Source organism: Lactonifactor longoviformis, from assembly GCF_042848515.1.
GTDB lineage: Bacteria > Bacillota > Clostridia > Lachnospirales > Lachnospiraceae > Lactonifactor > Lactonifactor longoviformis.
Window position 1 is genome coordinate 2,448,847 of the sequence record NZ_AP031453.1, and the last position, 25,120, is coordinate 2,473,966.

The window sequence follows — 25,120 nt, forward strand, 5'->3', positions numbered from 1 at the left end:
ATAGATTGAGGTGGAATTATGTGCGGAATCGCCGGATTTTGTAATCTAAGGGGAGAATTCACTAAGGAGAGAAATAAATGGGAGCGTCTGCTTGCCAGGATGAACAAAGTGCAGAAGAGAAGAGGGCCGGATGATGAGGGAATTTTCCTTTCCTCCCACTGCGGCCTGGCTCATGTCCGTCTGGCTATCATCGATCTTTTGACAGGGCATCAGCCAATGAAGAAGAAAACAGGGGGAAGAACCTGGACGATAGTATACAACGGTGAAATCTACAATATGAAGGAGCTGAGGCGGGAGCTTCAGTCAGAAGGTGCGGTATTTGAAACGGAGAGTGACACAGAAGTTATCCTAACAGGATACATTCTCCATGGAGAGACGTATATAAAAAAAATGAATGGTATATTTGCCGTCGCCATATGGGATGAGGGAGAAGATACTCTTTATCTGTTCAGAGATCGTCTGGGAATCAAACCTCTTTTTTATACTTTCCTGGACAATACGCTGATCTTTTCCTCGGAGATCAAGGGGCTCCTGGAGTATCCAGGGGTAAAACCACAGGTGGACAAAGAGGGACTTTGCGAAATCCTGGCACTGGGACCGGCAAAGACATACGGAAAGGGAGTTTTCCGAAATATCAAGGAAGTGCTGCCCGGACACAGGATACGCTTCTCCAAGGATTCTCTGGAGGAGCAGGCCTACTGGAAGCTGGAGAGCAGGCCTCATGAGGATTCCTATGAAAAGACGGTGGAAAAGACAGCCTGGCTGGTAGAAGATGCTGTAAAAAAGCAGATGCTTTCCGATATTCCCATAAGCACTTTCCTGTCCGGGGGAGTGGACAGCAGCCTGGTGACTGCTATCTGTGCCAAAGAACTGAAAAAGCAAGGCAAGATACTGAACACATTCTCTTTTGACTTTAAAGATAACCGAAAATACTTTAAAGCCAATGATTTTCAGCCCAGTGAAGACCGGCCCTGGGTGGATAAAATGGTGAATTACTCCCAGACAAACCACCATTATCTGGAGTGTGACAATATGGAACTCATAGACTATCTGTTCCAGGCTGTGGATGCCAGAGACTTACCCTGTATGGCGGATGTGGAATCCTCACTGCTGTACTTTTGTTCTAAAGTGGTTGACTATAATAAAGTGACACTGACAGGCGAATGTGCGGATGAAATCTTCGGCGGCTATCCCTGGTTTCATAAACAGGAAGCCTTCCAGACAGAAGCCTTTCCCTGGTCCTCAAGTATGGAACCCAGGAAAGTCCTGTTGTCTGACGATGTCATTCAGGAACTTCATTTGGAAGAATATGCGAAACAGGCCTATGAAATGACTATAGATGAAACTCCCTGCCTGGAGGGAGAAGACGCTGTGGAGAGAAGGCGCCGGGAGATTGCCTATCTCAATCTGCGGTGGTTCATGGTTACTCTGCTGGATCGCATGGACAGAACCAGTATGTACAATGGACTTGAGGCAAGAGTTCCTCTTGCAGACCACAGGATTGTGGAATATATATGGAACGTCCCATGGCAGATGAAGTGTCCGGACGGTATTGTGAAAGGTCTCCTGCGGGAAGCCGGGGCAGGAAAATTGCCGGATGAAGTACTCTGGAGAAGAAAAAGCCCCTATCCAAAGACCTATCATCCGGAGTACGAGGCTTTGCTGGGCCAAAGATTACAGGAAGTTTTGGCAGATCCGGGAGCTCCGGTGAGAAAGATATTGGATACCGGGAAAGTTAAGAAATTCATTGAGAGTCCTTCCGATTACGGAAAACCCTGGTACGGCCAGCTGATGGCAGGGCCGCAGATGCTGGCGTATATGCTGCAGGTGAATTACTGGATGGAGACGTATGGGGTGGAACTGGTGTAGAAATTGGGATTTAACTTCCTAAGCTTGAGACTGCCCAGTCGGAAGGTATGGGTGGCGGGGGGACGGTGAGAGAAATCCCGCGGCAGCGGGCGGGCTGGTTCGGACGGGAGGAAGGCTTAAGTTCCGGGGACACCTCCGTCGTGAAGAGAGTCTAAGACAAAACCGGAATCCCCTCCGGAGCACCGTTCGTATGGTCAAAGAATGCTTTATGTGCATTCTCTGCCCATGCTCACTTTTTTTCGGCCCGGACTGCCGAAAAAATCTCCTGCGGGAATCCCGGTTTTGCCTAAGACTCTCTACTCACTCCTGCGGAATCGTCCGCGGAACTTAAGCTTCCCTCCCGCCCAACCCAGCCAGCCCGCCGCCGCGGGATTCCTCTCACCTGGGGATAGGAAAGTTCCAGGGGGGAGATTTATCAGAACGGGAATGGAATCTTACACATAGGATATGGCTGTAAATTTGTCAGATAGAATATAGCTGTAATGTAACAAGAAAGTATGGAAGTGATAACGGTAACAGGTTTGGCTGTTTATCCAAAACATCGGGTGATCATAAATGATGAATAATATGAAAAGTGTACCACTTTCGACCTTCCCCACCCGTTTTCCGTGAATGTGAAGTGAGTCTCTGACAGGATATAGGAGGGAGCACCGGGGAGACAGGGCCAGGCCAGGGGCCGGGGTATAGGGACAGGTCAGGGAGGTTAAGCGGAGTGAGCCGAAGATCCAGTCCACCAGCTGATTAGCGAGGAAGGCTTTCCTGACGAGCTTAGCAGCTGGTAGGACTTAGCTGAGGGGAACGGAGCCTCGAGCTGACCTGTCCCTATACCCCGGCCCCTGGCCTGGCCCTGTCTCCCCGGTGCTCCCTCCTATATCCGTCCGTCTGCAACGCCCCGCTCGCCGACTGCATAACCCCGAACTTCACATACACAAAACTATTACACAAAACTATAATTTAACTCCCCGGTATTCTCTGTGCTCCCTTTGGATTTGTCTGAGTACTTCCGGGCTTTTCGCCAGATAGTTGATGTACTGAGCAATTACCCGGGCGCCGTCTCGGAGGGTTTTTTTGCCCCGTTCTCCATGCATTGCCTGTTCGAATTCTCTGGTGTGGAAGTCAGCGAACTTGTCGGTGCACTGAAGTTCCAGATGGAAGGTTGGGATGATGAGATCTACGTTTCCTGCATCTGTAGAGCCCTCTGCCTTTTTCATTTCTTCCCAGGGCATATGCAGAGCGTCAAAAATCTCTCCAATGGTACGTATGGCTGTGGGAAGGTAGCTGAGATCCGCATAGAGTTCAGTATAGCCTTCTTTCAATTCATAGGTACAGCCGGTGGCGATGCAGGCTCCCCGGATACAGTTCATCAGCTTTTCTTTCAGCATATTCATATGTTCCATAGTAGCAGCACGGTAATAAAAATCCAGTTCCACTCTGTCAGGCACTGTATTGGGAACCTCTCCGCCTTTTACCACGATTCCGTGGATCTGACAGTCAGGGGGAATATGCTGGCGGAGCATATCTGAGGCATGCATGAAAAACTGAGCCGCATTCAGTGCATTGACACCCAGCTCAGGGCTGGAGGCAGCGTGGGTGGCGTTTCCTTTGAAAATAACATAGATGCCGTCACAGGCTACAATTTTGATCTGGGGATAATTGCGGTTGTCCAAGTGTCCCATAATTGCAAACTCATAGCCGTCGAAAGCGTGGTTTTTGGCCATTGCAACTTTGCCTCCGTACGCCTCTTCGTTTGGGGTTCCTATAATGTCCAGGCGGAAGGGAAAATCCGGATAGGCGTCCCGCAGGGCCAGGGCGGATAAGATGCTGATTGCTCCGCTGATGGAATGACCGCAGCCGTGTCCCACCTCCGGTAGGGCGTCATACTCGCACAAAAGGGCGGCCTTCGGCTTAGAAATCGAGGAGGGCCTTTGGTCAGAGGCCAGGAAGCTATAGGGCATGTCTCCGTAGGGAGCTGTGATCTCATAGCCCTGTTTGGCCAGAAACTCTGTGATTTTGCTCACAGCCTCTTTCTCACAGCCGCCTGTTTCGGGATGGTTAGTAATATAATCTCCCAGTTTCCAGCAGGGATTAAATAACCGGTCAATGGATGCATTAAGTTTTTCCGAGAGTTTCATGATTCAGTCCTCCCTCCTGTTCTGTGCTCTGTATGCGGAATGCTCCTTCTGCAGCGCCGCCAGGCGCTCCGGCTGATATGCCAGGAGTGCCAGGTAGGCAGCCATGACAATGGTTCCGTCGATAAGTGTCTTTTTTCCCCTGTCGCCGTAGAGCAGTTTTTCCAGTTCTGGGGTATGGAAAGGGGTAAATTCATCGGAACAGCAGCAGCGCATACCTATAGTTGGAACCACAGTGTCTACATTTCCCAGATCTGAACTCCCGCTGGGCGGCTGGGAGGGCCAGTAAGGCATATGAAGCTCTTCATATATTTTGTGGATATCTGCGGAAGCCTCCCTGGCAGGGAAGAGCTCGCAATAAGTATCCCACCGCTGTTCTATGGTGTAAGTGCATCCGGTGGCAACAGCAGCACCCTTCACACAATTCTCAAGCTTCTCTCTCAGGTCTATGAGGCCTGACAGCGTTGCACAACGGAGGTAATAATCCAGAATTGCTTTATCGGGAACTATGTTGGGAACACTGCCGCATTCCGTAATGATTCCATGAAACTGACAGTCAGGGGTAAGATGCTGGCGGAGCATATCTGCTCCGTGGGAAAATAATTGTGCCGCGTTGTAGGCATTGATCCCGTCCCAGGGATTGCTGGAGGCGTGAGCCGGTTTTCCATAAAAAGTAATTAGCATGTCATTGGAAGCCAACAAAGGCCATTGTGCGGAATTGTCATTGGCCAGATGCGACATAATCGCCAGATCGTATTCGTCAAATACGTGCTGTTTTACCATAATAATCTTGCCGCCAATGGTTTCCTCTGCAGGAGTTCCAACAAGATCTATCTGCATGGGCAGTTCCGGGTATGCCTCCTGCAGGGCAAGTGCAGCCAGGATGCTGATCCCACAGCTTACAGAGTGGCCGCATCCATGCCCCATACCCGGCAGTGCGTCATACTCACACATTACGGCAGCTTTTGGATAGAGATCCCGGGGAATACCTTTTCGCTTCGCCTTAAAAGAATGGGGGATTCCGCAGGGAGACTCTATTTCATAGCCATGTTCCTGCAGAAAATCAACGATAAAGGCACAGCTTTTTTCTTCCTCCCCTGAGATCTCAGGATGTCTGGTCAGCCAGGAGGAAAATTCGAATATTTCATCGCTTAAATGTATAACGGCATCTTTTAATTTCTGATCTACCAAAGACATAAGTTTGGGCCTCCTCTCGGATTGCTGCAGCAGGAATCATGATTTTACAACACAGCCGGATTTTACTACAGTTGTCAGATTATTTCGGAAGGCTGAGATGTCTTCCAGGGGGTTCTTGGATACGGCAATGATGTCAGCGATTTTTCCGGATTTTAAAGTTCCGTAGTCCTGCTCCACGCGCACAATTTTGGCGCTGTTGATGGTTGCCTGCTTAATGATATCCAGTTCTTTCATTCCCCAGAAATCTCTTCGCAGTGCAAATTCATCCGCATTTTCCCCGTGTACCAGAGGAACACCACCCTGGTCTGTGCCGAAACCAATCACAAGGCCTGCTTCATATGCCTTGCGGAGTCCTTCTTTCAGACATCCCAGAATCTTCTGTGCCTTTGCCTTCATAAAAATAGAAGTATCAGGAACGCTGTCAGCCAAAGCGTACAGACTGGTGAGGGTGGGCACTATATAAGATGTAGTGCTGTCTTTCAGCATCTCAATGGCTTCGTCGTCCAGGATAGTAGCATGCTCAATGGTACGCACTCCTGCCAGAATTGAATTTTTAATTGCCTGTGTGCCGTGGCAGTGTGTTGCTACGTATGTATCTTTAAATGCTGCCGCCTCTACCACAGCCTTCAGCTCGTCTAAGGTGTAGATAGGCTGTCCAGGCTCTCCGCCGGGATTCATAACAGCTCCGGTGCCCATGATCTTAATAAAGTCAGCGCCGCGCTTCATCTCTTCCCGTACGGCCTTCCAAATCTCAGTTTTTCCGTCAGCCTCCGCATACATGCCCTGGAAATAGTCATTTCCGCACTCGGTAGCGGTGACGATTCTGCCGCAGGCAATAATATTGGGGCCAGGAAAATTTCCTGCCTGAATAGCATCTCTCAGCTCTACGGCAACATTATAGGAAGAACCCACATCTCTGACCGTGGTAAAGCCGGCCATTAAAGTATCTGCGGCATATTTTACAGCATCAAGAGCCTGCTGGATGGGAGATTTGGCATTGTCCACCAGAGTCTCACCGCCTGACAGGGTAAGATGAATGTGAAGGTCAAAAAGTCCGGGAAGAACATACTGCCCCTGCATATCCAAAACCTGGTCTCCTTCATTAGCCTGAAGTGTTCCGCAGGGGGCAATGGTTTTAATCCTGTCCTGCTCTACAAGGATATCTCCGGCTGTCTCCCCGAACCCCTCCACTAAATCTGCGATGAAATTACAGTTCTTTAAAATTAACATAGTACCTCCTCTGCCAAAAAACGGCATACATTATATAGTATAGTCTGTCTCAGGACTGCCGGCCTGGCGTACCTGGATATGATCATCCTAGCATAGCCGACTCCCTTTGTAAATCATAAAATCTAAGTTGTTGACTTTACATTTCAATGCCCCTAAAATAAATCATATCAGATAAAAAAAAGAGAGGCAGAAGGCCGGAAAGATGAAAAAAACAGTAAGGCGCACCGTCACAGATAAAGAAGATACCATGCTTCTGGGTACTTTTATGAACCGTACGATGGGACTGACCAAGCGGCAGATTCGTCAGGCAAAGTTCAGGGAGCAGGGTATCTGTGTAAACGGAATAAGAAGCAGAAGCAATACTATATTGAAAAAAGGCGACGAGGTAGCGGTTCTTTTAGAGGATGAGAATACCGGATCAAGCCATTTGATTCCATGTATGGAAACGCCGCATGTGCTCTATGAGGATGAGGATCTTCTAATTGCAGACAAACCATCCGGTCTGACCGTCCATCCCTCCCCCGGCCATTACAGCAGGACATTGTCTAATATGCTGGCAGCGTATTTTATAAACAGAGGTGAGAAGGTACGTATACGCTCTGTGGGGCGGCTTGACAGGGAGACTTCCGGTATTGTAGTTTTTGCAAAGAGCCAGGCTGCTGCTGCGCGTCTTTTTCAGCAAAAAGAAAATGGCAGGTTTCAAAAAGAATATATAGCTGTTGTCCGGGGAGTGCCTGATATAAGGAAGGGTTCAATATACCACAGAATAGAAAGAGAGGAGAACTCTCTTATGAAGATGAAATTATCCCAGAGTGGAAAGACTGCGGTGACTCATTATCGGGTTATGGGGAGGGGAAAGGAGGATTCCTGCTCGGCGGTGGCCCTGTGTCTGGAAACGGGACGCACACATCAGATCCGTGTCCATATGGCAGGGTTGGGGCATCCTTTGCTGGGAGACTCTCTGTACGGAGGTCCCATGGAGCACATAAAAAGAACTGCACTTCACGCCTGGAAAGTGAAACTGATTCACCCCTTTACCGGGGAAGAAATCATGCTGTCAGCGGATTTTCCCCAGGATTTCAAAGAACTGTTGACAGAGATGGAGAGCTGTGATATGTTATAACAACAATAGAATTCAGGAGGTAGTGTTCATGTTTTCAACTCGTTTAAGATAAGTGATTTGGGAGAAGCTAAGTTCCGATGGGAGCTTTTTTCTGATACTTATTTTGCGGAATTGAAGCATGAGCAGGCTGCCTCTGTTTTTTACAGAGTGTATATTCTGAAATTATGCTCTTTTTGCGGATGTAAGCAGCAGGCAAAGGTTCCAAGGGAACGTTTGTCTGTTGTTTTTTTTACTCAAAAAGAAAAAGGCATTCCGGTGCCTGATAACTAAAATGTGAGGTAAATATGAAAGAATGGAAGAAAAAATGTATCTTGTTTCTTGTCAGTCAGAATATCAGCCTTTTTGGGTCTTCTGTGGTTGGATATGCCATTACCTGGTATATTACACTGAAAACCTCATCGGGTATGTGGATGACTGCTTCAATCCTGTGCTCTCTGCTTCCCCAGCTTTTCATCTCTCTCTTTGCCGGGGTCTGGGCTGACCGGTATCACAGAAAAATGCTGATTATGGTGTCGGATGGCTTTATTGCTGCCTCAACGCTGGGACTTGCTCTGATGTTTTTAGTTGGAAAAGATTCGATGTGGATGCTTATGCTGGTATCAGCCGTCCGTTCAGTGGGAGCGGGAGTGCAGACGCCTGCCGTAGGAGCCATTGTCCCTCAGATTATTCCTCAGGAAAAGCTTACCAGAATAAATGGAATTAACCAGACGTGTAATTCGGTCCTTATGATGATTTCTCCTGCTGTGGGAGGCGTCCTTCTGGGAAGTGTGGGGATTGCCTGGGCGATGCTGGTAGATGTGATAACTGCAGCCCTTGCCATATGCGTTATGGCGTTTTTGAAGGTGGAAAAGCCCGTAAGCAAAGGCCAGGTTTCCATGTGGAAGGAATTGAAAGAAGGAATTCAATATACCACAGGCCATGCCATTGTATCCAGGATACTGATTTTTTACGGAATTGCCTTCTTTCTTATTACACCCGCTGCCTTTTTAACGCCTCTTATGATTGAGAGGACTTTTGGGAGTGAGGTGTGGAGGCTGTCGGCCAATGAAATCGTATGGACCGTTGGATCCCTTCTGGGAGGGATTTTTGTGGCCTGGAAGGGTAATTTTAAAGACAAGTGGAGAGTCATGGCAGTTTCCTATATAGGGTTTGGAATCACATTTCTTTTGCTTGGGCTGACTCCGTATTTCTGGATGTATCTGGCTGTAATGATGATCTCAGGGGCCTTTATGCCTGCCCTGGCCACAGCTTCCACAGTCATGCTCCAGGAAGAGGTTGAGGCAGGCAAATTAGGAAGAGTGTTTTCTGTATTTCAAATAATTTCAGGAAGTGTTATGCCCCTGGGAATGCTCATCTTCGGTCCTATGGCGGATCGGGTGCCGATACAGTGGATAATGGTGGGGAGCGGTGCTCTGCTGGCGGCTGCCGGGAAAATGATCAGGAGATAAATGATTATCTATCCATCTCAGACTGTCTTCCTGTCTGTTTGTGGGCAGAGATGATCCGGTTAATCTCTGTAAGATCAGAGGAGGGCAGATCCCCGGGAATGGTATTTTTCACTGCGCTTGTGGCATCGCCGTATTCCATTGCCCTTTGGCAGTCAAAGTCGTGGGCCAAAAGTCCGTACAGGGCGCCGGAGATAAAGGCATCTCCGCTGCCGATGCGGTCAACAACATCGATATCCCTGTAAGGTTCTTCCTCAAAATATGTGTCTGATTTGACATCATATATAACGGATCCGAAGGTATGGACTTTGGGACTGTGGACAATTCTCTGGGTGGAAGCAACGATGGAGATAGGATACTCCTGGGTGAAGCTTTTCATGATGTCCTTTAGATTCCCTTCCTTCAGAAAAGTAAGGCGGGCGGTGTCTTCGGAGCAGAAAAAAATATCCACATAGGGCAGAATCTCTTCGATGCAGGCTTTGGCTTCTTCCCCTGACCAGAGATTCCCCCGGAAGTTAACATCAAAGGAAATAATAGTTCCCTGTTCCTTAAACCGCTTGATCATTTCGATGCCTGTGCGGCGGGCCTGAGGGCTGAGGGCCAGGGTGATTCCGCTGGTATGGAAACAGCGGGCGGAAGCGTAGAGATCTTCGGAAAAGTCAGAGACATCTATTTTGTTCATGGAGGTATACATACGGTCATATACGATGCTGGGCTTCCTTGGATGGGCTCCGTTTTCATAGTAATATACCCCGAGGCGTGCGTCCTTACTGGTATCGTATACCAGATAATCGTCGCTGACTCCGCAGAATCGCACGCGGTTTTTAATAAAGGTACCCATATCGTTAGAGGGCAGCTTTGAAATAATACCGGTACGCAAACCCAGAAGTGAGGCGCCGGAGACAACGTTTAGTTCGGCTCCCCCCACTTGCTTCTGAAAGGTTTCTCCCCTGGTAAGGCGCTCGTTGTTGGGCGGGGATAAACGCAGCAGCAATTCTCCAAGTGCCAGAATATCAAAATCTTTTTTGTTTTTCATGTTAAAAAACTCCTCTATAAAAGTGGGATGCTGCATGGCAACAGCATCCCCAGGAATTACATCCCAATGGCAATAGGGAAATGTAAACAGTAAAAGTTATTAGGTTAATTCAAAAACTATCTCTGGACACGGCCGGAAGCGTCTCCGCCTGCCAGTTTATTCACTTCATCCATGGATACCATGTTAAAGTCGCCTTCAATTGAATGCTTCAGGCAGGAAGCAGCAACCGCGAATTCTATGGCTGTCTGAGAATCACATCCGTTTAAGCAGGAGCAGATTAATCCGCCGCCGAAGCTGTCGCCGCCGCCCACGCGGTCAACGATGTGCATCTTATATTTTTTGCTGAAAAAGTAATCCGTACCATCATATAACATACCGGACCAGTTATTGTCATTGGCGGACAAGGACTCCCGGAGTGTGATCGCAACCTTGGAGAAACCAAAACGGTCAGCCAGCTGCTTGGCTACATCCTTATAACCTTCATGATTTACAGTACCTGCGGTAACATCAGTATTGGCAGCCTTAATGCCAAAGACATCAGAGGCGTCTTCTTCGTTGGCAATACAAACATCTACATACTTGCACAGTTCACCCATAACCTGTCCGGCTTTTTCTTTGGACCATAATTTATTTCTGTAATTCAGGTCACAGGAAATCGTAACACCGGCTTCCTTGGCAGCTTTGCAGGCTTCCAGGCAGATAGCAGCCACATCATCGTTTAACGCAGGTGTGATACCAGTAAAATGGAACCAGTCTGCACCGTCGAAGATGGCGTTCCAGTCAAAATCTGCTGTGTTTGCTGTTGCAATGGAAGAACCTGCTCTGTCATAGATTACTTTGGAGGGTCTTTGGGAAGCTCCTTTTTCCAGGAAATAGATACCTACTCTGTCTCCGCCCCGGGCGATAAAAGAGGTATCAACGCCGTATTTGCGCAGTGAGTTAACTGCAGCCTGGCCGATTTCGTGCTTTGGAAGCTTGGTGACAAACTTAGCATCAAATCCATAATTGGCAAGTGATACGGCAACGTTGGCCTCTCCTCCGCCGTAGGTTGCCCCAAAGGTATCTGCCTGTACAAAACGGTAGTATCCTTCCGGAGCCAGTCTTAACATAATTTCACCAAAGGTAATTACTTTTTTTGCCATAATGAGTCTTCGTCCTTTCTTAATTAAAGAGTTTTCATTTATTATGTTACAAATTGAGTTTAGAATCTTTTAGCTTCTTGCTTCTTTTACAATGGCAACTGCTTCTTTGGTAAGTCGGGTAATCTCCGCAAAGTTCCCTTCATCTACCAGACTGCCTTTTACCATCCAGCTCCCTCCGCAGGCAACGATACGGTCGTAAGCCAGGTAATCTTTCACGTTAGCTGCATTGATACCGCCGGTTGGCATAAACTTAAGTCCCACGTAAGGAGCGGCGATAGCTTTGATCATTTTTAATCCGCCAGCAGGTTCTGCGGGGAAGAACTTCACAACCTCCAGTCCATTTTCCAGTGCCTGCTCTATATCGCTTGGATTACAGCATCCAGGTGTGATGAGGATTCCTTTTTCTACGCAGTATTTTACGATTCGCGGGTTCAGACCCGGGCTTACGATGAATTTGGCGCCCGCGGCTACTGCGCGGTCAACCTGATCTGTAGTGAGTACGGTTCCCGCACCGATTAACATGTGAGGAAATTTCTCTGCCATGATACGGATGGATTCCTCCGCCGCAGCAGTACGGAAGGTCACCTCTGCACAGGGGAGGCCTCCGTCGCACAGGGCTTTTGCAAGGGGTTCTGCATCTTTCGCATCGTTTAATACAACAACAGGTACGATGCCAAGCTTCTGGATCTGCTCTAATACTTCATGCATGGTTCATTTCTCCTTTTTTATATGTTTGTTTTGAAGTTCCATAATATGAAACTAAGTTTCGTAATGTGATATCTTAATTCCGATTATAGCACTGACTAATATGATGTCAATAGGATTTCCGATAAATTTCATATTATGGAACAAAATGAGGAAATAAGGCAAAAAATACCTTGCATTTCCAATTAGAGTCATGCTATAATGCTAAAGGTCAAAAATAAACACGCAGCCGGATTCCAAAGGAGGGTGCTGAATTCTTCTATATGAATATAGGAAGAATGACGTTCCTGCGGGAGATGAAGAATGCGGAAGAAAACAACCAAAAGGAGAGTAAAAACATGAGCGTTATTTCAATGAAACAGCTGTTAGAAGCCGGTGTTCATTTCGGACATCAGACAAGAAGATGGAACCCTAAAATGGCAGAGTATATCTACACAGAGAGAAACGGAATCTACATTATCGACCTGCAGAAATCCGTTGGAATGGTAGATGATGCTTACAAAGCAATCGCTGATATTGCTGCAGAAGGCGGCACAATTCTTTTCGTGGGAACTAAAAAGCAGGCTCAGGATGCTATCAAGACAGAGGCAGAGCGTTGTGGAATGTTCTATGTCAACGAGAGATGGTTAGGCGGTATGCTTACAAACTTCAAAACAATTCAGAGCAGAATCGCAAGATTAAAAGAAATCGAAGCAATGGAAGCCGACGGAACCTTTGACGTTCTTCCTAAGAAAGAAGTTATTGCTCTTAGAAAAGAATTAGCAAAGCTTCAGAAGAACCTTGGCGGTATTAAAGAAATGAAGAAGATTCCGGATGCTATCTTTATCGTAGATCCTAAAAAGGAGAGAATCTGTGTGCAGGAAGCTCACACATTAGGAATTCCTCTTATCGGTATTGCAGATACAAACTGCGATCCGGAAGAATTAGATTACGTAATCCCGGGCAATGACGATGCAATCCGTGCAGTAAAATTAATCGTTTCCAAAATGGCTGACGCTGTAATCGAGGCAAATCAGGGCGCAACAGCAGAAGAAGAAATCTTTGAGGATGTTACAGAGGGCTCTGATGACATCGAAGAGATTGTAGCGGCAGAAAGCGAAGAAGCTTAATTACCATATTATTTTCAGGAGGAAAACACAATGGCTATTACAGCAGCAATGGTTAAAGAATTAAGAGAAATCAGCGGCGCTGGTATGATGGACTGTAAGAAAGCTCTTACAGCAACAGAAGGCGATATGGATAAAGCAATGGAGTTCTTAAGAGAAAAAGGACTTGCAACAGCACAGAAAAAGGCTGGAAGAATAGCTGCAGAAGGACTGTGCAGAACTTTATTAATAAATGACGACAAAAAGGCTGTGGTTGTAGAAGTAAATGCAGAGACAGACTTTGTGGCGAAAAACGAGAAGTTCCAGGAGTATGTTGCTCAGGTTGCAGAGCAGGCAGCAGAGACAAGCGCAGCAGACATCGAAGCTTTCCTGGCAGAGCCATGGAAATTTGATACTTCAAAGACAGTATCCGAAGCTTTGGCAGGACAGATTGCAGTAATCGGAGAGAATATGAATATCAGAAGATTCCAGCAGATGTCTGAGGAGAATGGTTTTATTGCATCTTATACTCATATGGGCGGTAAAATCGGCGTTTTAGTAGACGTGGAAACAGACGTTATAAATGACGCAGTGAGAGAGATGGCTAAAAACGTTGCTATGCAGGTTGCGGCTATTAAGCCTCTGTACACCAACAGAGATGAAGTGGATGCGGCTTACATCGAGCACGAAAAAGAAATCTTAACCGTACAGGCCAAGAACGAAAAACCAGATGCCAATGACAAGATCATCAGCGGAATGGTTATGGGACGTATTAATAAAGAATTAAAAGAAATCTGTCTTTTAGATCAGGTTTACGTAAAAGCAGAAGACGGAAAACAAAACGTTGGCGCATACGTAAAAGAGGTAGCAAAGGCAAACAATGCCAACATCACAATCAAAGGATTTGTTCGTTTTGAGACTGGTGAAGGAATTGAGAAGAGAGAAGAGAATTTTGCTGAGGAAGTAGCAAAGCAGATGGGACAGTAATGTGAACTTTGCATTAATATTCTAAGAGATAAGCCCTTATAAATGGCGTATTTACGTTGTTTATGAGGGCTTGTTTATGTAAAATTGATGTGCGGAGGGTGAGTCTATAGAGTGGTCACAAAAATGTTTTCTGAATATATGGCGGCATTGTGGAAAATTCATCCCTATCGAGAAGGAAACATACGCACAATCGTTACATTTTGCAGTCAGTTTATTGAAAGTAGGGGGCTCTTTATTGATAGCGAGTTGTTTAAAGATAACGCACAATATATGAGAACTGCTCTAGTGGCTGCAAGTGCAATTTTTACAGATTTAGGGGATAAAAGAAAACCAGAATATTTGGAACACATTGTCTTAGAAGCACTACAATGAGGACATTGCACGAAACTACAATTCACAATAAATAGGTGCGCCTTCCAGCAGGCTCTGTATATGGTAGTCGTATGGTACAAACCCAAGGTGTGTACTAGCTGTAACTATGCCATCATCCCGTACAATAACTACCTCTTGTTCAAAACTGTAAGTATATGCGCCGGCAGATGCATTGTTTGCATAAGGTATGGCGGTTTGAATTGACATTCGTGTATATTCATGATAAAGTGTTATCGACAGATTGTCGGTATACAAATTTGTAATGAAACGGTGGTAGAAGTAATGCGCATGGTAAAAGACGCGAAGGAACGCAGAAATGAAATACTGGATGTGGCAGAGAGATTGTTTGGGACAAAAGGTTTTGACCATACCAGTACCAATGATATTTTGAATGAGGTTGGAATTGCCAGAGGGACCCTATACTATCACTTTAAGTCAAAAGAAGACATTCTGAACGCCATGATTGACCGTATCACAGACAGGTTAATTTCTAAGGCAAAAAGTATTGTCCTTCAAAAAGAAGTGCCGGTTCTGCAGCGCCTTACACTGGCTGTACGTGCACTCAATGTAGAGAGTCCTGCTGGAAGTGTGATTCTGGAGCAGGTACATAAGCCTCAGAATGCATTATTGCACCAGAAGCTGCAGGAAAGCCTGCTTGCGGAAGTTAATCCTCTGGTTACAGAGTTGATAGAAGAAGCCATAGAACAGGGGATATGTCACACGGATTATCCGGCGGAAGTGGTGGAAATGACTCTGCTGTATTCCAATACGGTATTTGATGACCTTGCCCAGAATGATGGGGAAATAAAACGAATAAAAATAGAGGCATTTATCTACAATTTAGAACGGCTTCTGGGGATGGAGCGGGGCAGTATGCAGGAAGCAATACTTCCTCTTTTTCTGGATAGCGAAAAATAAGGGGACAAAAAGTCTCTTTGTTTTTTACACAGCTACCGACAGACAGACGGTCTAAAGACGTATATCATATAAAAAACACCAGTATAATTTTGTACACAGGAAGGCAGGGCTGACTTATGATGCTTCACATGTTAAAAAATGATTTAAAGAGAAACCGGATAATTACCGCCTCCTTATGCGGATTTTTTATTCTGGCTGCAATGTTGGTGTCAGGTGCAATTACGATTATCCTTACGCTGTCAGGTTCCATGGATACACTGCTTGCGAGTGCGGATGTGGCTCACTTCTCACAGCTCCATGCAGGAGAAGTGGAACAGACGGAACTGGACAATTTTGTAAGGGAAAACCGCAGTCTTGTTAAGGCACAGCAGACCGTTGAGCTTTTGGGAATCAATGGGGCCAATATTTACATAGGAGGCCGGGAGCAATCAGAGGCTGACAGCTTGATGGAAAACTCCTTTGTCAGGCAAAATCAGCAGTTTGACTATCTTTTGGATACAGATAATCAGGTATTACAGGTATCCGATGGGGAAATAGCAGTACCAATCTATCATATGCAGCGATACAATCTGCATCCCGGGGACAAAGTGCAGGTGGTGGATGGAGATTTTGCTAAGGATTTTACCATTGTAGCGTTTTTACGTGACAGCCTGATGAACCCCTCCATGATAAATTCCAAGCGTTTTCTCGTCAGTGACGGAGATTGGGAACTTTTGCATGAACATTTAGGTGAAATTGAATATTTAATTGAATTTCAGCTTCATGATATGTCCAGGATACAGGAGCTGGAAACACTTTACCAGGATTCCAATATGCCCCAAAAGGGTACGGCAATGGGCTATTACCTGGTGAAGGTGATTAATGGAATGTCGGACGGGATCGCCGCATCTGTCATTATCTTTATTGCCTGTCTGCTGGTCTTGATTGCCGCGCTTTGCCTGCGTTTTACCATGCTCACCACCATAGAGGAGGATTACCGGGAAATTGGTGTAATGAAGGCCATAGGGATTTCAAATCAGAATATCAGGAAACTTTATATGGTGAAATACACGGCTATCTCTGCTTTTGCCTGCGTGCTGGGTTATTTGCTATCTCTGTTTGCAGGAAACTTGTTTACAGCAAATATTTCTCTGTACATGGGAAAAGGAAAGCAGACCATATGGAACTGGCTGCTTCCTGTTACAGGCGCTGGAATTGTTTTTGTTGCAATTATTATCTTTTGTATGGTGATTCTGCGCCGTTTCCGCCAGATTTCCGCACTGGAGGCACTGCGTCTTGGCATGGCACCGGACAAAGGATCAAGGACAGGAAAATATACTCTCTCCCACAGCCGGATAAAAGATGTAAACATGTTTCTCGGAGTGAAGGAGGTATTGGAGCACTTCCGGATGTACGGGCTTCTATGCTTTGTGTTTGTTCTCTGCACCTTTTTGATGATCGTTCCCGTTAACCTTCTAGACACCTTAGAGTCACCAAACTTTGTCACCTACATGGGTGCGGGAAAATGCGATCTCCGTCTTGACCTGCAGCATACGCCGGATATTATTGCAAGATATAAGGAAACGGAAGAATATTTGAAAAAGGATGGGGATGTTTCCAAGTATTCGGCTTTGTTTACCTGCACTTTTAAGGTGTCGAACAGTGAGGGTACATACGACAATATGAAGGTGGAAATCGGAGATTTTAACCAATTCCCTCTGGAGTATACAAAAGGCTCTGCACCACAGAAGGAAAATGAAATTGCGCTGTCAACCATGAATGCAAAAGAGTATCAGAAGGAACCGGGAGACAGTCTGATTCTGGTTGCGGGAGGCGAGGAACGCCAGATGACTGTATCCGGTATCTATCAGGACGTCACCAACGGGGGAAAAACAGCGAAAGCTATTCTTCCTATGGAAATGGAACAAGTGATATGGTTTACGGTGAATATCAACCTGAAGGAGGGGGTTTCCCGGGAGGAAAAGAGATTGGAATACAGTAAAATATTCCATCCGGCGAAGGTAACGGATGTAACGGAATATGTGGATCAAACGCTGGGCGGGGTGCTCGATCAGCTGCGTTTGGTGGCGAAATCCGCTTTTGTACTTTCTCTTGCTGTGGCAGCCCTGATAACAGGCATGTTTTTCAAGATGCTCATGACAAAGGAGGCCAGACAGACTGCAGTGATGAAAAGCCTGGGGTTTACAGTCAATCATATCATGAAGCAATACCTTACCCGTGCAGTCTTACTCCTGGCAGCAGGAGTGGCTTTTGGGATACTGGCGGCGAACCTGCTGGGTGAGAAGCTGGCAGGACTGCTTATATCAGGAATCTCGGATATAACATTTGTGGTAAATCCTATGTATACCTGGCTTTTATGCCCTCTGTCATTGATGCTGGCAGTAGCCGCAGCCATGATTCTGTGCAGGCAGACGATTCAGAGTATCCACGCCATGCTGGCAGCAAAATAGAGCAAGCACCTTTTTTCCAAGATTGGAATAAAACTATATTCATTAAAAGAAAAGCAGAAATGAGGTTAATATGAATACAATACTGGAAGTAAAACATCTCACCAAAGAATATGAAATGGGGAAAAACAACAGACATAGGGTGCTGCACGATGTCAGTATAGCTGTAGAAAAAGGAGAATTTATCTCTGTCATGGGACCCTCCGGCTCAGGGAAATCCACCCTTTTATATGCCATCAGCGGTATGGACAGGGCAACACAGGGAAGCGTCAGGTTTTGTGATATGGATTTTTCTGCATTGTCAGAGGACGAGCTGGCAGAAATCCGCCTGCATAGGATGGGCTTTGTTTTCCAGCAGAGCAACCTTCTGAAAAACCTGAATTTATTTGACAACATTCTCCTGTCCGCCTGCCTCTCAAAGAGGGAAACAAAGCAGGAAATCAAGGACCGGGGCAAAAGGCTCATGGAACAGACAGGAATTTTGCAGTTGGCGGACCATCATATTACACAGGCATCCGGCGGCCAGCTTCAACGGGCATCCATCTGCCGGGCGCTGATGAACCAGCCGGAAATTCTTTTCGGAGATGAGCCTACCGGGGCGCTTAACTCAAAAGCTGCCGAAGAGATTATGAATATACTGCTGAAAATAAATGAAAAGGGTACAACTATCCTTCTTGTTACCCATGATGTAAAGGTAGCGGCGAAAACACAGCGGGTGCTGTACATGATGGATGGCGTCATAGCAGGTGAAAAGCATCTGGGAAAATATCAAGGGGAAACGGGAGACTTGAAAAGCAGGGAGCAGAAGCTAGCAGGGTGGCTTTCCAGTCTTGGATTGTAAAACAGAAAACCCTCTTGACAGTATGAGACGTTCTTTCTATAATAAATACAGGTGTTTTAATACATGTGTATTAGAAAGATGAAAGTAAAGCAGGAGGGGAAGAACATGCCGCCAAAAGCAAAGTTTTCCAGAGAGGAAATCATACAGGCCGCACTACATATTATTAAAAGCAGCGGTGCACAAGCATTGTCAGCCAGAACTCTGAGTGCGCAGCTTGGAAGCTCCGCAAGTCCCATTTTTACAGTATTTCAAAATATGGAAGAGGTACAGCAGGAAGTATTGAAAGCAGCCAGAGCGGTGTATCAAAGCTGTGTACAGGAGGACATGGAAAAAGGAATGTATCCGCCCTACAAGGGAATCGGGATGACCTATATCCGATTCGCAAAAGAGGAAAGAGAGTTGTTTCGATTACTTTTTATGCGCGACCGCTCCAAGGAACAGGAAAGTGACGGAAAAGCAGAGATGCATGACATCATTCAACTGCTTTCCTCAGAAACTGGACTGGATTATGAAACAGCGTACCGTTTTCAGACAGAGATGGTGTTTTACATTCACGGCATTGCCTCTATGGTTGCCACTTCCTACGTGGATTTAAACGAGGAGGCAATCAGCAGTTTTCTCACGGATGGATTTGAAGCGCTGAAGAAGCAGTACCAGGGCGGAGGCAGCAAATGAAGCAGAGGAAAATCCTATGGGGCATTCTATGTGTTTTTTTATTATGCAGTATAGCGGAGTATGTAGAATTCCTATTTATCAGGACAGACCAGACGATTTTAGCTGAAAATGTTCTCTGTAAGCTGTTTGCCATTGCATTGATTGGAGTCATACTTTATTTGTCAGGGAAAAATCTTTGTTGGCTGGGATTTCGTAGAAAAGGCATTTTAGGCAGCGCTGTGCTGGGATTATCTTTAGGGGTTAGTTCCTTTGCTATTTCCTATGGCGTAGAATACATGATATTAATGGCCATGGGAAGACAGCCTGGACTACGTTTTTACATTTCCAATTTTGCATTGACCAGTCAGAATATAACAGGACTATCCTTCGCTACGGTATCCATCTGTATCGCAGGAAATATTCTGAATGTGCTGGCAGAAGAAGGTTTGTTCCGCGGATTGTTTCTGCAGATGGCAAAGACTGTATATCCGGAGAAAATAAGTAATCTGATTCAGGCATTGCTATTTGGACTATGGCATGTGGTGATGGTGGTGGTCTGGGTGCTGGATGGAAGTATGAATATACCAACAGCCGTGGTGATGGCGGCAGGATATATCCTGCTTGCAGGAATTCTGGGATATGAGTGGGGCATGTGTGCTGCATTGACAGGAGCCATCTGGGCGGGAATGTTTGAACATTTTTTTAATAATTTCATAACGAATTCCCTTCATATAGTTACGCAGACCGGTGCGGACGAATTGAGTATTCTGCGGATCGTTCTGTCAAATGTCCTTTCACTGGCGTTTATTATGATGATTGCAAAGAAGCGGAAAAAAATGGGAATTTATGTAAAGTGAAAGGGAGGGGGCTTGCAGATGAATAAAAAAATTTTGCGTAGGATTGTAGTAGCCGTATTACTGATTTGTACAGCATTTTTGTTGTATTCCATAGTGATAAATCCCTTTGGAGAACATGACATTATGCTTGCACTGGCAGTTACGGCAGGATTTATCGCACTTGACATGGATAAGAGGTCAAATTAAGCAGACTTTTCAGCTCTTTTCAATATCCATAACGCATATCCGAGAGAAATAACGCATAATAGAATGGAGGTGATGATACTGAACATTTGCGTTCTTTGAACAGCAAAGATAGCTATTGAATTGAAAATGCTATGTGTAATGATACACGGCAAAAGGCTTTTTCCTTTATAGAAAAAAATCGTAAATAAAAAGCCTATTGCGGTTGCATAGCAGATTTGTAAAAGCGTGGGTAACAACTCTCTGCCGTTCAGCAAGTTTACAATATGCCCCAGGCCAAAGGTAATACTTGAAACAAAAATCGCTAACCTTATATTGTCCTTACACATCGCTTTGAAAAGAAAACCACGGAAGATAACTTCCTCAATAAATCCTACACAAAGCATACTCAGAATAAATAGAACGGTCTCCAATACAGAAACATTCATTGTAACGCCATTCCACAAATTAACGCTTATCATCAAACCAAGCGGAATAAAGTATAAATAATTTTTTAGGCTCCCCATGAAAGAACATAAGCAGGGCAAAGACCATACTCACAGGTGCGGTGATTATCTTTTCAAAACCGAGCGAAACCGATAAGCTGTCAGCAGCACTAAGTAAAACAACATAGGCAATAATCCACGCCAAAGAAAAGTTCAATACATTTTTCTTATATAAACGATACACTCTATATTCCTCCTTTTAACGCATATAGCGTACCATCAAATATTAAATCTAAATCCGATAAAATGGTTTCTTCATCGTATTCCATATCGTTGTTTGCGAACATACTGGCATATCCATGAGCAAACAAAAATAAGGATTTGAAGATAACTCGCGCTTGTTCCATGGGGATATTTCTTGTCTTTGCTATGACAGCAAAAATCGGCTCGGCTTCTTCAGCACTTGTGGACGGAGAGGAGGAAAAGTTTTGAAGATAATTATAAATTTATGTCGGAATTTACATTAAGTCGTGATAAAATAAATATTGATGGATGCGATGTTTTAAAGAATATTGCAAAAATTGAAAAGCATGAGGGAGGAATACTATATGGCATTGATTAAGTGTCCGGAGTGCAATCGTGAAATCAGTGACAAGGCCGGGAAATGCCCACACTGTGGATATCCGATTGACGAAATGAAAAAGGAAGAAAAAAAGGTTACAGAGCAGCAGAAAGAACCTGTTCCATCAGAAAAGAAAGATGTGAAACATTTTTCGAAGAAGATAATTGCCATAGGTGCAGTTATAGTGGTTCTTGTTATCGCTTGTATTGCAGGCTATTATATAATGACTGCGGATGCAAGAAATTATAAAGCGGCGGTTGAGCTTTATGAGGATGAAAGATTTGAGGAAGCAAGCGAAAAATTTGCTGCTCTTGGCGATTATGAAGATTGCAAAGAAATGGTTGAGAAATGCAAGTATGAATTATCTGTAGACGGACAGTATATGCGTGCTATGTCTAAGGGACTAATGAATCGTTGGGATAAATCCGATGAATACACAAAGCAGGGTAAGGGGTATGAAGATCCGGATATATTCAGCGAATATTGTGATATTGAATTGGCAGAAATTGAACCATTCTATGACAAAACCTTTGACAATGCCGACTTGCAAGATGATGTTCGTACATACATTGATTATGTACGTGCAGCCAAAGAGGCTACAAAGCATTATACAGTAGATTATAATACATATTATACTCAATGGACAGATGTCTATGCAAAACGTTCAATGCTGTTGCAGAAGTTTATTGAAGATTATGGCTTGAAAGTAGATGAGAAGCATCAGGAAACAGTAGAAGATATATTGGTAGATGCTTCATCTGCAGCGGAACAGCAATCTGTAAGAGAAAACATTCAGAGGATGACGGAAGGGTTTACAATCGATACTACTGAAGACGAGTGGGGTTATAAGACTTATAAAATGACAATGAAGAATACGACAGATCGTACTTTTGAATACTTCTATGCGGATGTAAATGTGTTAGATGGAGATGGGAGTATTATTGCCAGTGGCAATGCCAGTCAGGTGGAATCATGGAAACCGGAGCAAGTAGCTACGGTAGATGTATATTTCAGTGACAGCAAATTGTCTCTTGATGGCTATAATCTAGAGTTTACTCCCCATTATCAGACAGGAACATATTATGAATAAATTCATGAATAGCAATAAAAGCTCCCGGAATATCCGGGAGCTTTTATTGCTATTCTAGTAATCCTTCCGTGGTTTCGCGGCGGATAAGGATTGGTGTTACCATCTTATGAATTGGTTCTTTCAAAGGAACGGGCCGTCTCTTTTTGCGCTCATTCATCTGCGTGACGAGCATACTGACAGCCTCGTACGCCAGTTTTTCTATTTGCTGCCCGACGGTGCTGATCGGGATAATAGCTTCTTCAGATACGGGAGAATTGTCAAAACCGATAATCAGGTAATCCTGCGGCAGAGTACCGTACTTACGAAACAGCAGGTTGAGAAGGACATTGGCATAAGTATCACTTGATACAAAGATGCCTTTTTTCTGATCCGGGTAGTCCATTTCAATCTGGTTTAAAATGTGGTTCATATGACGTTGGCTGCTTTCGTGGGTGCTTCCCAGATCTTCGATGATGACCTGATGCTTCAAGTGATGTTCCTTGCAGAAATCCCGGAAGCCCTGGATACGTCCGTAGGCCGGGCGTTCTTCTGGAGTTGGGGAATTTATGTGAATAAGTACATCGCACTTGTGCCTGGCAAGGAGACTTGTGGCCTGTACAGCACCCATATAATTGTCGGTGTTGACGCTGCATACAAAACGATCCTCCCGCTCAATTGTCACAATTGGAATAGAAAGTCCGGCCAGCTCATGGGAGGGAATGGTGTGGCTTAGGATGATCATTCCTTCTATCTGATAGGAGAGCAGCTCCTGAATGTAGCGCCGCTCGCTCTCCTCATTGCCGTTGCCGATGAAGACTAAGAATTTATAGCCAAAGGTCTCATAGGTGGAGAGTATCTGATCCAGCATCTCAGAGTAATAGCGAAGGTACAGGTTTGGCACAATGATGCCGATAAACTCAGTCTTCCCGCTGGCGAGGATGCGGGCCACCTTATTCTCTTTGTAATCCAGCTTCACCAGCGCATCAGAGATGATCTGCTGGTTCTCCAGCGTCAGGGAATCCGGATTATTAAAGTAGCGGGAGATCGTTGTTTTGGAAAAGTTGGTATATTTTGCAATATCGTCAAATGTGACTCTCTTTTTCTGGGCCATAGTTATCACGCTGCTTTCTTTATAATGTAATTCTATGTACAAGTATAGCAAAAATCAAATACCAGGGCAACAAGTAATCGGTTAAGTAACCGGTTTTGTAACATATCTACAATTTTGAATAGTCCATACCGTATATTATTGCTGAAAATTAGCTTGGTGATTGACTATGAAGTATATCTATGCTATGCTGGAGTTACAAAAGTAACCGGTTACTTTACCGGTTAATCAAAGCTCGTAAATGGAAGTACCAAAGCCGGGTATATGGCGTAGCGGGAGATTAGGAGGATTTACTGGATGAAAAAGAAAGTAAGGGCAAAAGGGATAGCAGGGGTTCTTGCAGCAGCGCTGGCGGTGACAACACTGTCTGGCTGCCGGTTCGGATTTGCAAGTGACCCGGACGATCCAAACGAAGAAGTAAAGGAGGTACCGATTGACACATCTACAGATACATTTACATATGATGCGTCGTTAGAGGGAACAGAGATTACACTTCTGAATTCAAAGGCAGAGATACAGGCTCCGCTGGAGAAGATGTCTGCTGTATTTGAAGAGAAGTCTAAAGTGCATGTGGAAGTTATGCCGGTGACAGACGGTGATTCGCCCTACACTAAGGTGGTCAGCATGTATAATTCTGGAACACCGCCTACAATGGCGATTCTGGATACCACGGATGTAATTGCATTGGCAGAGGAAAAGGCCGCAGATTTGACAGGGGAAGCATGGACTGCCCAGGCCGGAGAATATCTGACAGAGGTTAATGGAAAAGTCTACAGCTTTCCTCTATGTATTGAGGGAAGAGGGCTGATTTACAACAAAGCAGTGATTGAAGAGGCACTGGGTGAGGAATTTGATCCCAAGTCCATTGGTACACTAGATAACTTTGTAGAACTTCTTGAAAAGCTAAAAGCTGCCGGAATTGAGAAGCCTGTATCGCTTGCGAAGGAAGACTGGTCGCTTGGAGCGCACCATCTGCAGTATATCTATGAGACCTATGACGGTACTTCAGAAGGGGCACAGGAGGTGATTCAACAAATTAAGGACGGAGAATGTAATCTTGACACATATGACAGACTGGAAGAGTTTCTGGATATGTTCGATGTATTGAAAAAATATAATGTGGCAAAAGGCGATCCGCTGGGAGCCGACTACGATGAGATGGCAATAGATTTAGCTGATGGCAAGACGGCATTCTGGTTCAACGGAAACTGGGCATGGCCCAATCTTACCGAAGCAGGAGCCGGGGAGGAAGAGGAGTACGGCTTCCTTCCATATTTCTTAAACAGCGATGCTGATGACTTTGTAAATAAGAAGATTCAGGCATCTCCGTCGAAGCAGGTGATGCTGGACGGACAAATAGCGTCGGAGAAGGAGCAGGCTGCGGCCCGGGAGTTTTTAAACTGGATTGTATTTTCTGAGATTGGACAGCAGATGCTTGTAAAGACCTGCAATGTGATCCCCCCTTTTATAAATAATCCATATGAGCCAACGGATCCGTTGAGTGCAGACATTTATGAGAAGGTGCAGGCCGGTGAGACATATAATGCATCGGCCATCGTACCTAACGATCACTGGGCAGTGCTGGGTGGGGCAATGCAGAAATATCTGGCCGGGAGAAGCGACAGGGAGGAACTGACAGAATCTATCGCAGAGTATTGGAAAGAACAGAAGTAGGA

The 25,120-nt window shown here is 45.3% G+C and carries 23 protein-coding genes; 14 read left to right on the forward strand and 9 right to left on the reverse strand.

The window, feature by feature from the left end; translation table 11 throughout:
• Nucleotides 1-18: 18 nt before the first annotated feature.
• Complete coding sequence (gene asnB, locus ACGHCT_RS11255) at nucleotides 19-1,869, forward strand: asparagine synthase (glutamine-hydrolyzing) (RefSeq protein ID WP_390440095.1); 1,851 nt, start codon at nucleotides 19-21, stop codon at nucleotides 1,867-1,869.
• A gap of 947 nt (nucleotides 1,870-2,816) precedes the next feature.
• Here asnB and ACGHCT_RS11260 read toward each other — a convergent pair.
• From ACGHCT_RS11260 to ACGHCT_RS11270, 3 genes are read right to left on the reverse strand one after another with little or no spacing between them, the layout of a single operon-like run.
• Nucleotides 2,817-4,001, reverse strand: a complete 1,185-nt coding sequence (locus tag ACGHCT_RS11260) for a M20/M25/M40 family metallo-hydrolase (protein WP_390435957.1) — start codon at nucleotides 3,999-4,001, stop codon at nucleotides 2,817-2,819.
• A 3-nt stretch (nucleotides 4,002-4,004) separates the two neighbouring features.
• Nucleotides 4,005-5,195, reverse strand: coding sequence for a M20/M25/M40 family metallo-hydrolase (locus tag ACGHCT_RS11265; protein WP_226904007.1), 1,191 nt, complete (start codon nucleotides 5,193-5,195; stop codon nucleotides 4,005-4,007).
• Between the two features lie 36 nt (nucleotides 5,196-5,231).
• Nucleotides 5,232-6,425, reverse strand: a complete 1,194-nt coding sequence (locus ACGHCT_RS11270) for an amidohydrolase family protein (RefSeq protein ID WP_173015624.1) — start codon at nucleotides 6,423-6,425, stop codon at nucleotides 5,232-5,234.
• A 202-nt stretch (nucleotides 6,426-6,627) separates the two neighbouring features.
• On the opposite strand from ACGHCT_RS11270, the gene ACGHCT_RS11275 reads away from it, so the two are divergent.
• Both ACGHCT_RS11275 and ACGHCT_RS11280 read left to right on the forward strand, forming a co-directional pair.
• Nucleotides 6,628-7,548, forward strand: a complete 921-nt coding sequence (locus ACGHCT_RS11275) for an RluA family pseudouridine synthase (protein ID WP_154260471.1) — start codon at nucleotides 6,628-6,630, stop codon at nucleotides 7,546-7,548.
• Between the two features lie 284 nt (nucleotides 7,549-7,832).
• Complete coding sequence (locus tag ACGHCT_RS11280) at nucleotides 7,833-8,996, forward strand: MFS transporter (protein ID WP_390435960.1); 1,164 nt, start codon at nucleotides 7,833-7,835, stop codon at nucleotides 8,994-8,996.
• A 4-nt stretch (nucleotides 8,997-9,000) separates the two neighbouring features.
• Here the strand turns inward: ACGHCT_RS11280 and ACGHCT_RS11285 are convergent, their stop codons facing one another.
• The 3 genes from ACGHCT_RS11285 to ACGHCT_RS11295 all read right to left on the reverse strand — a co-directional run bounded on the left by ACGHCT_RS11285 (nucleotide 9,001) and on the right by ACGHCT_RS11295 (nucleotide 11,879).
• Nucleotides 9,001-10,029, reverse strand: a complete 1,029-nt coding sequence (locus tag ACGHCT_RS11285; protein ID WP_226904009.1) for a sugar kinase — start codon at nucleotides 10,027-10,029, stop codon at nucleotides 9,001-9,003.
• A gap of 116 nt (nucleotides 10,030-10,145) precedes the next feature.
• Nucleotides 10,146-11,171 carry a sugar kinase gene (locus ACGHCT_RS11290; protein ID WP_154260465.1) on the reverse strand — a complete coding sequence of 342 codons (1,026 nt, stop codon included), beginning with the start codon at nucleotides 11,169-11,171 and terminating at the stop codon, nucleotides 10,146-10,148.
• A 69-nt stretch (nucleotides 11,172-11,240) separates the two neighbouring features.
• The gene (locus tag ACGHCT_RS11295) at nucleotides 11,241-11,879 is read right to left on the reverse strand and encodes a bifunctional 4-hydroxy-2-oxoglutarate aldolase/2-dehydro-3-deoxy-phosphogluconate aldolase (protein ID WP_154260464.1); all 639 of its coding nucleotides are present in this window, start codon (nucleotides 11,877-11,879) and stop codon (nucleotides 11,241-11,243) included.
• A 335-nt stretch (nucleotides 11,880-12,214) separates the two neighbouring features.
• Here ACGHCT_RS11295 and rpsB point away from each other — a divergent pair, with 335 nt between their 5' ends.
• From rpsB to ACGHCT_RS11340, 9 genes are all read left to right on the forward strand, one after another.
• Entirely contained in the window at nucleotides 12,215-12,985 is a 771-nt protein-coding gene (gene rpsB / locus ACGHCT_RS11300; RefSeq protein WP_154260462.1) for a 30S ribosomal protein S2, read from the forward strand.
• 30 nt (nucleotides 12,986-13,015) lie between these two features.
• Nucleotides 13,016-13,948, forward strand: a complete 933-nt coding sequence (gene tsf, locus ACGHCT_RS11305; RefSeq protein WP_256282183.1) for a translation elongation factor Ts — start codon at nucleotides 13,016-13,018, stop codon at nucleotides 13,946-13,948.
• 111 nt (nucleotides 13,949-14,059) lie between these two features.
• Nucleotides 14,060-14,320: a hypothetical protein gene (locus tag ACGHCT_RS11310; protein WP_226904016.1), complete on the forward strand. Its 261-nt coding sequence runs from the start codon at nucleotides 14,060-14,062 to the stop codon at nucleotides 14,318-14,320.
• Between the two features lie 282 nt (nucleotides 14,321-14,602).
• Complete coding sequence (locus ACGHCT_RS11315; protein ID WP_226904017.1) at nucleotides 14,603-15,238, forward strand: TetR/AcrR family transcriptional regulator; 636 nt, start codon at nucleotides 14,603-14,605, stop codon at nucleotides 15,236-15,238.
• A 116-nt stretch (nucleotides 15,239-15,354) separates the two neighbouring features.
• Nucleotides 15,355-17,688, forward strand: coding sequence for an ABC transporter permease (locus ACGHCT_RS11320; RefSeq protein WP_154260441.1), 2,334 nt, complete (start codon nucleotides 15,355-15,357; stop codon nucleotides 17,686-17,688).
• 70 nt (nucleotides 17,689-17,758) lie between these two features.
• Complete coding sequence (locus tag ACGHCT_RS11325; RefSeq protein ID WP_256282184.1) at nucleotides 17,759-18,526, forward strand: ABC transporter ATP-binding protein; 768 nt, start codon at nucleotides 17,759-17,761, stop codon at nucleotides 18,524-18,526.
• A gap of 105 nt (nucleotides 18,527-18,631) precedes the next feature.
• Entirely contained in the window at nucleotides 18,632-19,201 is a 570-nt protein-coding gene (locus tag ACGHCT_RS11330; protein WP_154260437.1) for a TetR/AcrR family transcriptional regulator, read from the forward strand.
• A complete protein-coding gene (locus ACGHCT_RS11335) occupies nucleotides 19,198-20,037 on the forward strand; it encodes a CPBP family intramembrane glutamic endopeptidase (protein ID WP_390435964.1) in 840 nt (279 codons plus the stop codon). The genes ACGHCT_RS11330 and ACGHCT_RS11335 overlap by 4 nt, the downstream gene beginning before the upstream one ends.
• A gap of 18 nt (nucleotides 20,038-20,055) precedes the next feature.
• Entirely contained in the window at nucleotides 20,056-20,223 is a 168-nt protein-coding gene (locus ACGHCT_RS11340) for a hypothetical protein (RefSeq protein ID WP_173015625.1), read from the forward strand.
• On the opposite strand, the gene ACGHCT_RS11345 is transcribed toward ACGHCT_RS11340, so the two are convergent.
• Together ACGHCT_RS11345 and ACGHCT_RS11350 are read right to left on the reverse strand one after the other, a co-directional pair.
• Entirely contained in the window at nucleotides 20,220-20,648 is a 429-nt protein-coding gene (locus ACGHCT_RS11345) for a CPBP family intramembrane glutamic endopeptidase (protein WP_256282186.1), read from the reverse strand. The genes ACGHCT_RS11340 and ACGHCT_RS11345 overlap by 4 nt on opposite strands.
• Before the next feature lie 19 nt (nucleotides 20,649-20,667).
• Entirely contained in the window at nucleotides 20,668-20,889 is a 222-nt protein-coding gene (locus ACGHCT_RS11350; RefSeq protein WP_226904021.1) for a hypothetical protein, read from the reverse strand.
• Nucleotides 20,890-21,253: 364 nt separating this feature from the next.
• Between ACGHCT_RS11350 and ACGHCT_RS11355 the strand changes: the two genes are divergently transcribed.
• Nucleotides 21,254-22,357: a zinc-ribbon domain-containing protein gene (locus ACGHCT_RS11355; RefSeq protein ID WP_256282187.1), complete on the forward strand. Its 1,104-nt coding sequence runs from the start codon at nucleotides 21,254-21,256 to the stop codon at nucleotides 22,355-22,357.
• A gap of 49 nt (nucleotides 22,358-22,406) precedes the next feature.
• Here ACGHCT_RS11355 and ACGHCT_RS11360 read toward each other — a convergent pair whose 3' ends face one another.
• Nucleotides 22,407-23,447, reverse strand: a complete 1,041-nt coding sequence (locus ACGHCT_RS11360) for a LacI family DNA-binding transcriptional regulator (protein WP_226904023.1) — start codon at nucleotides 23,445-23,447, stop codon at nucleotides 22,407-22,409.
• Between the two features lie 294 nt (nucleotides 23,448-23,741).
• Here ACGHCT_RS11360 and ACGHCT_RS11365 point away from each other — a divergent pair, with 294 nt between their 5' ends.
• On the forward strand, nucleotides 23,742-25,118 hold the full coding sequence (locus ACGHCT_RS11365) for an ABC transporter substrate-binding protein (protein WP_226904024.1): 1,377 nt from the start codon (nucleotides 23,742-23,744) through the stop codon (nucleotides 25,116-25,118).
• Nucleotides 25,119-25,120: the final 2 nt, after the last annotated feature.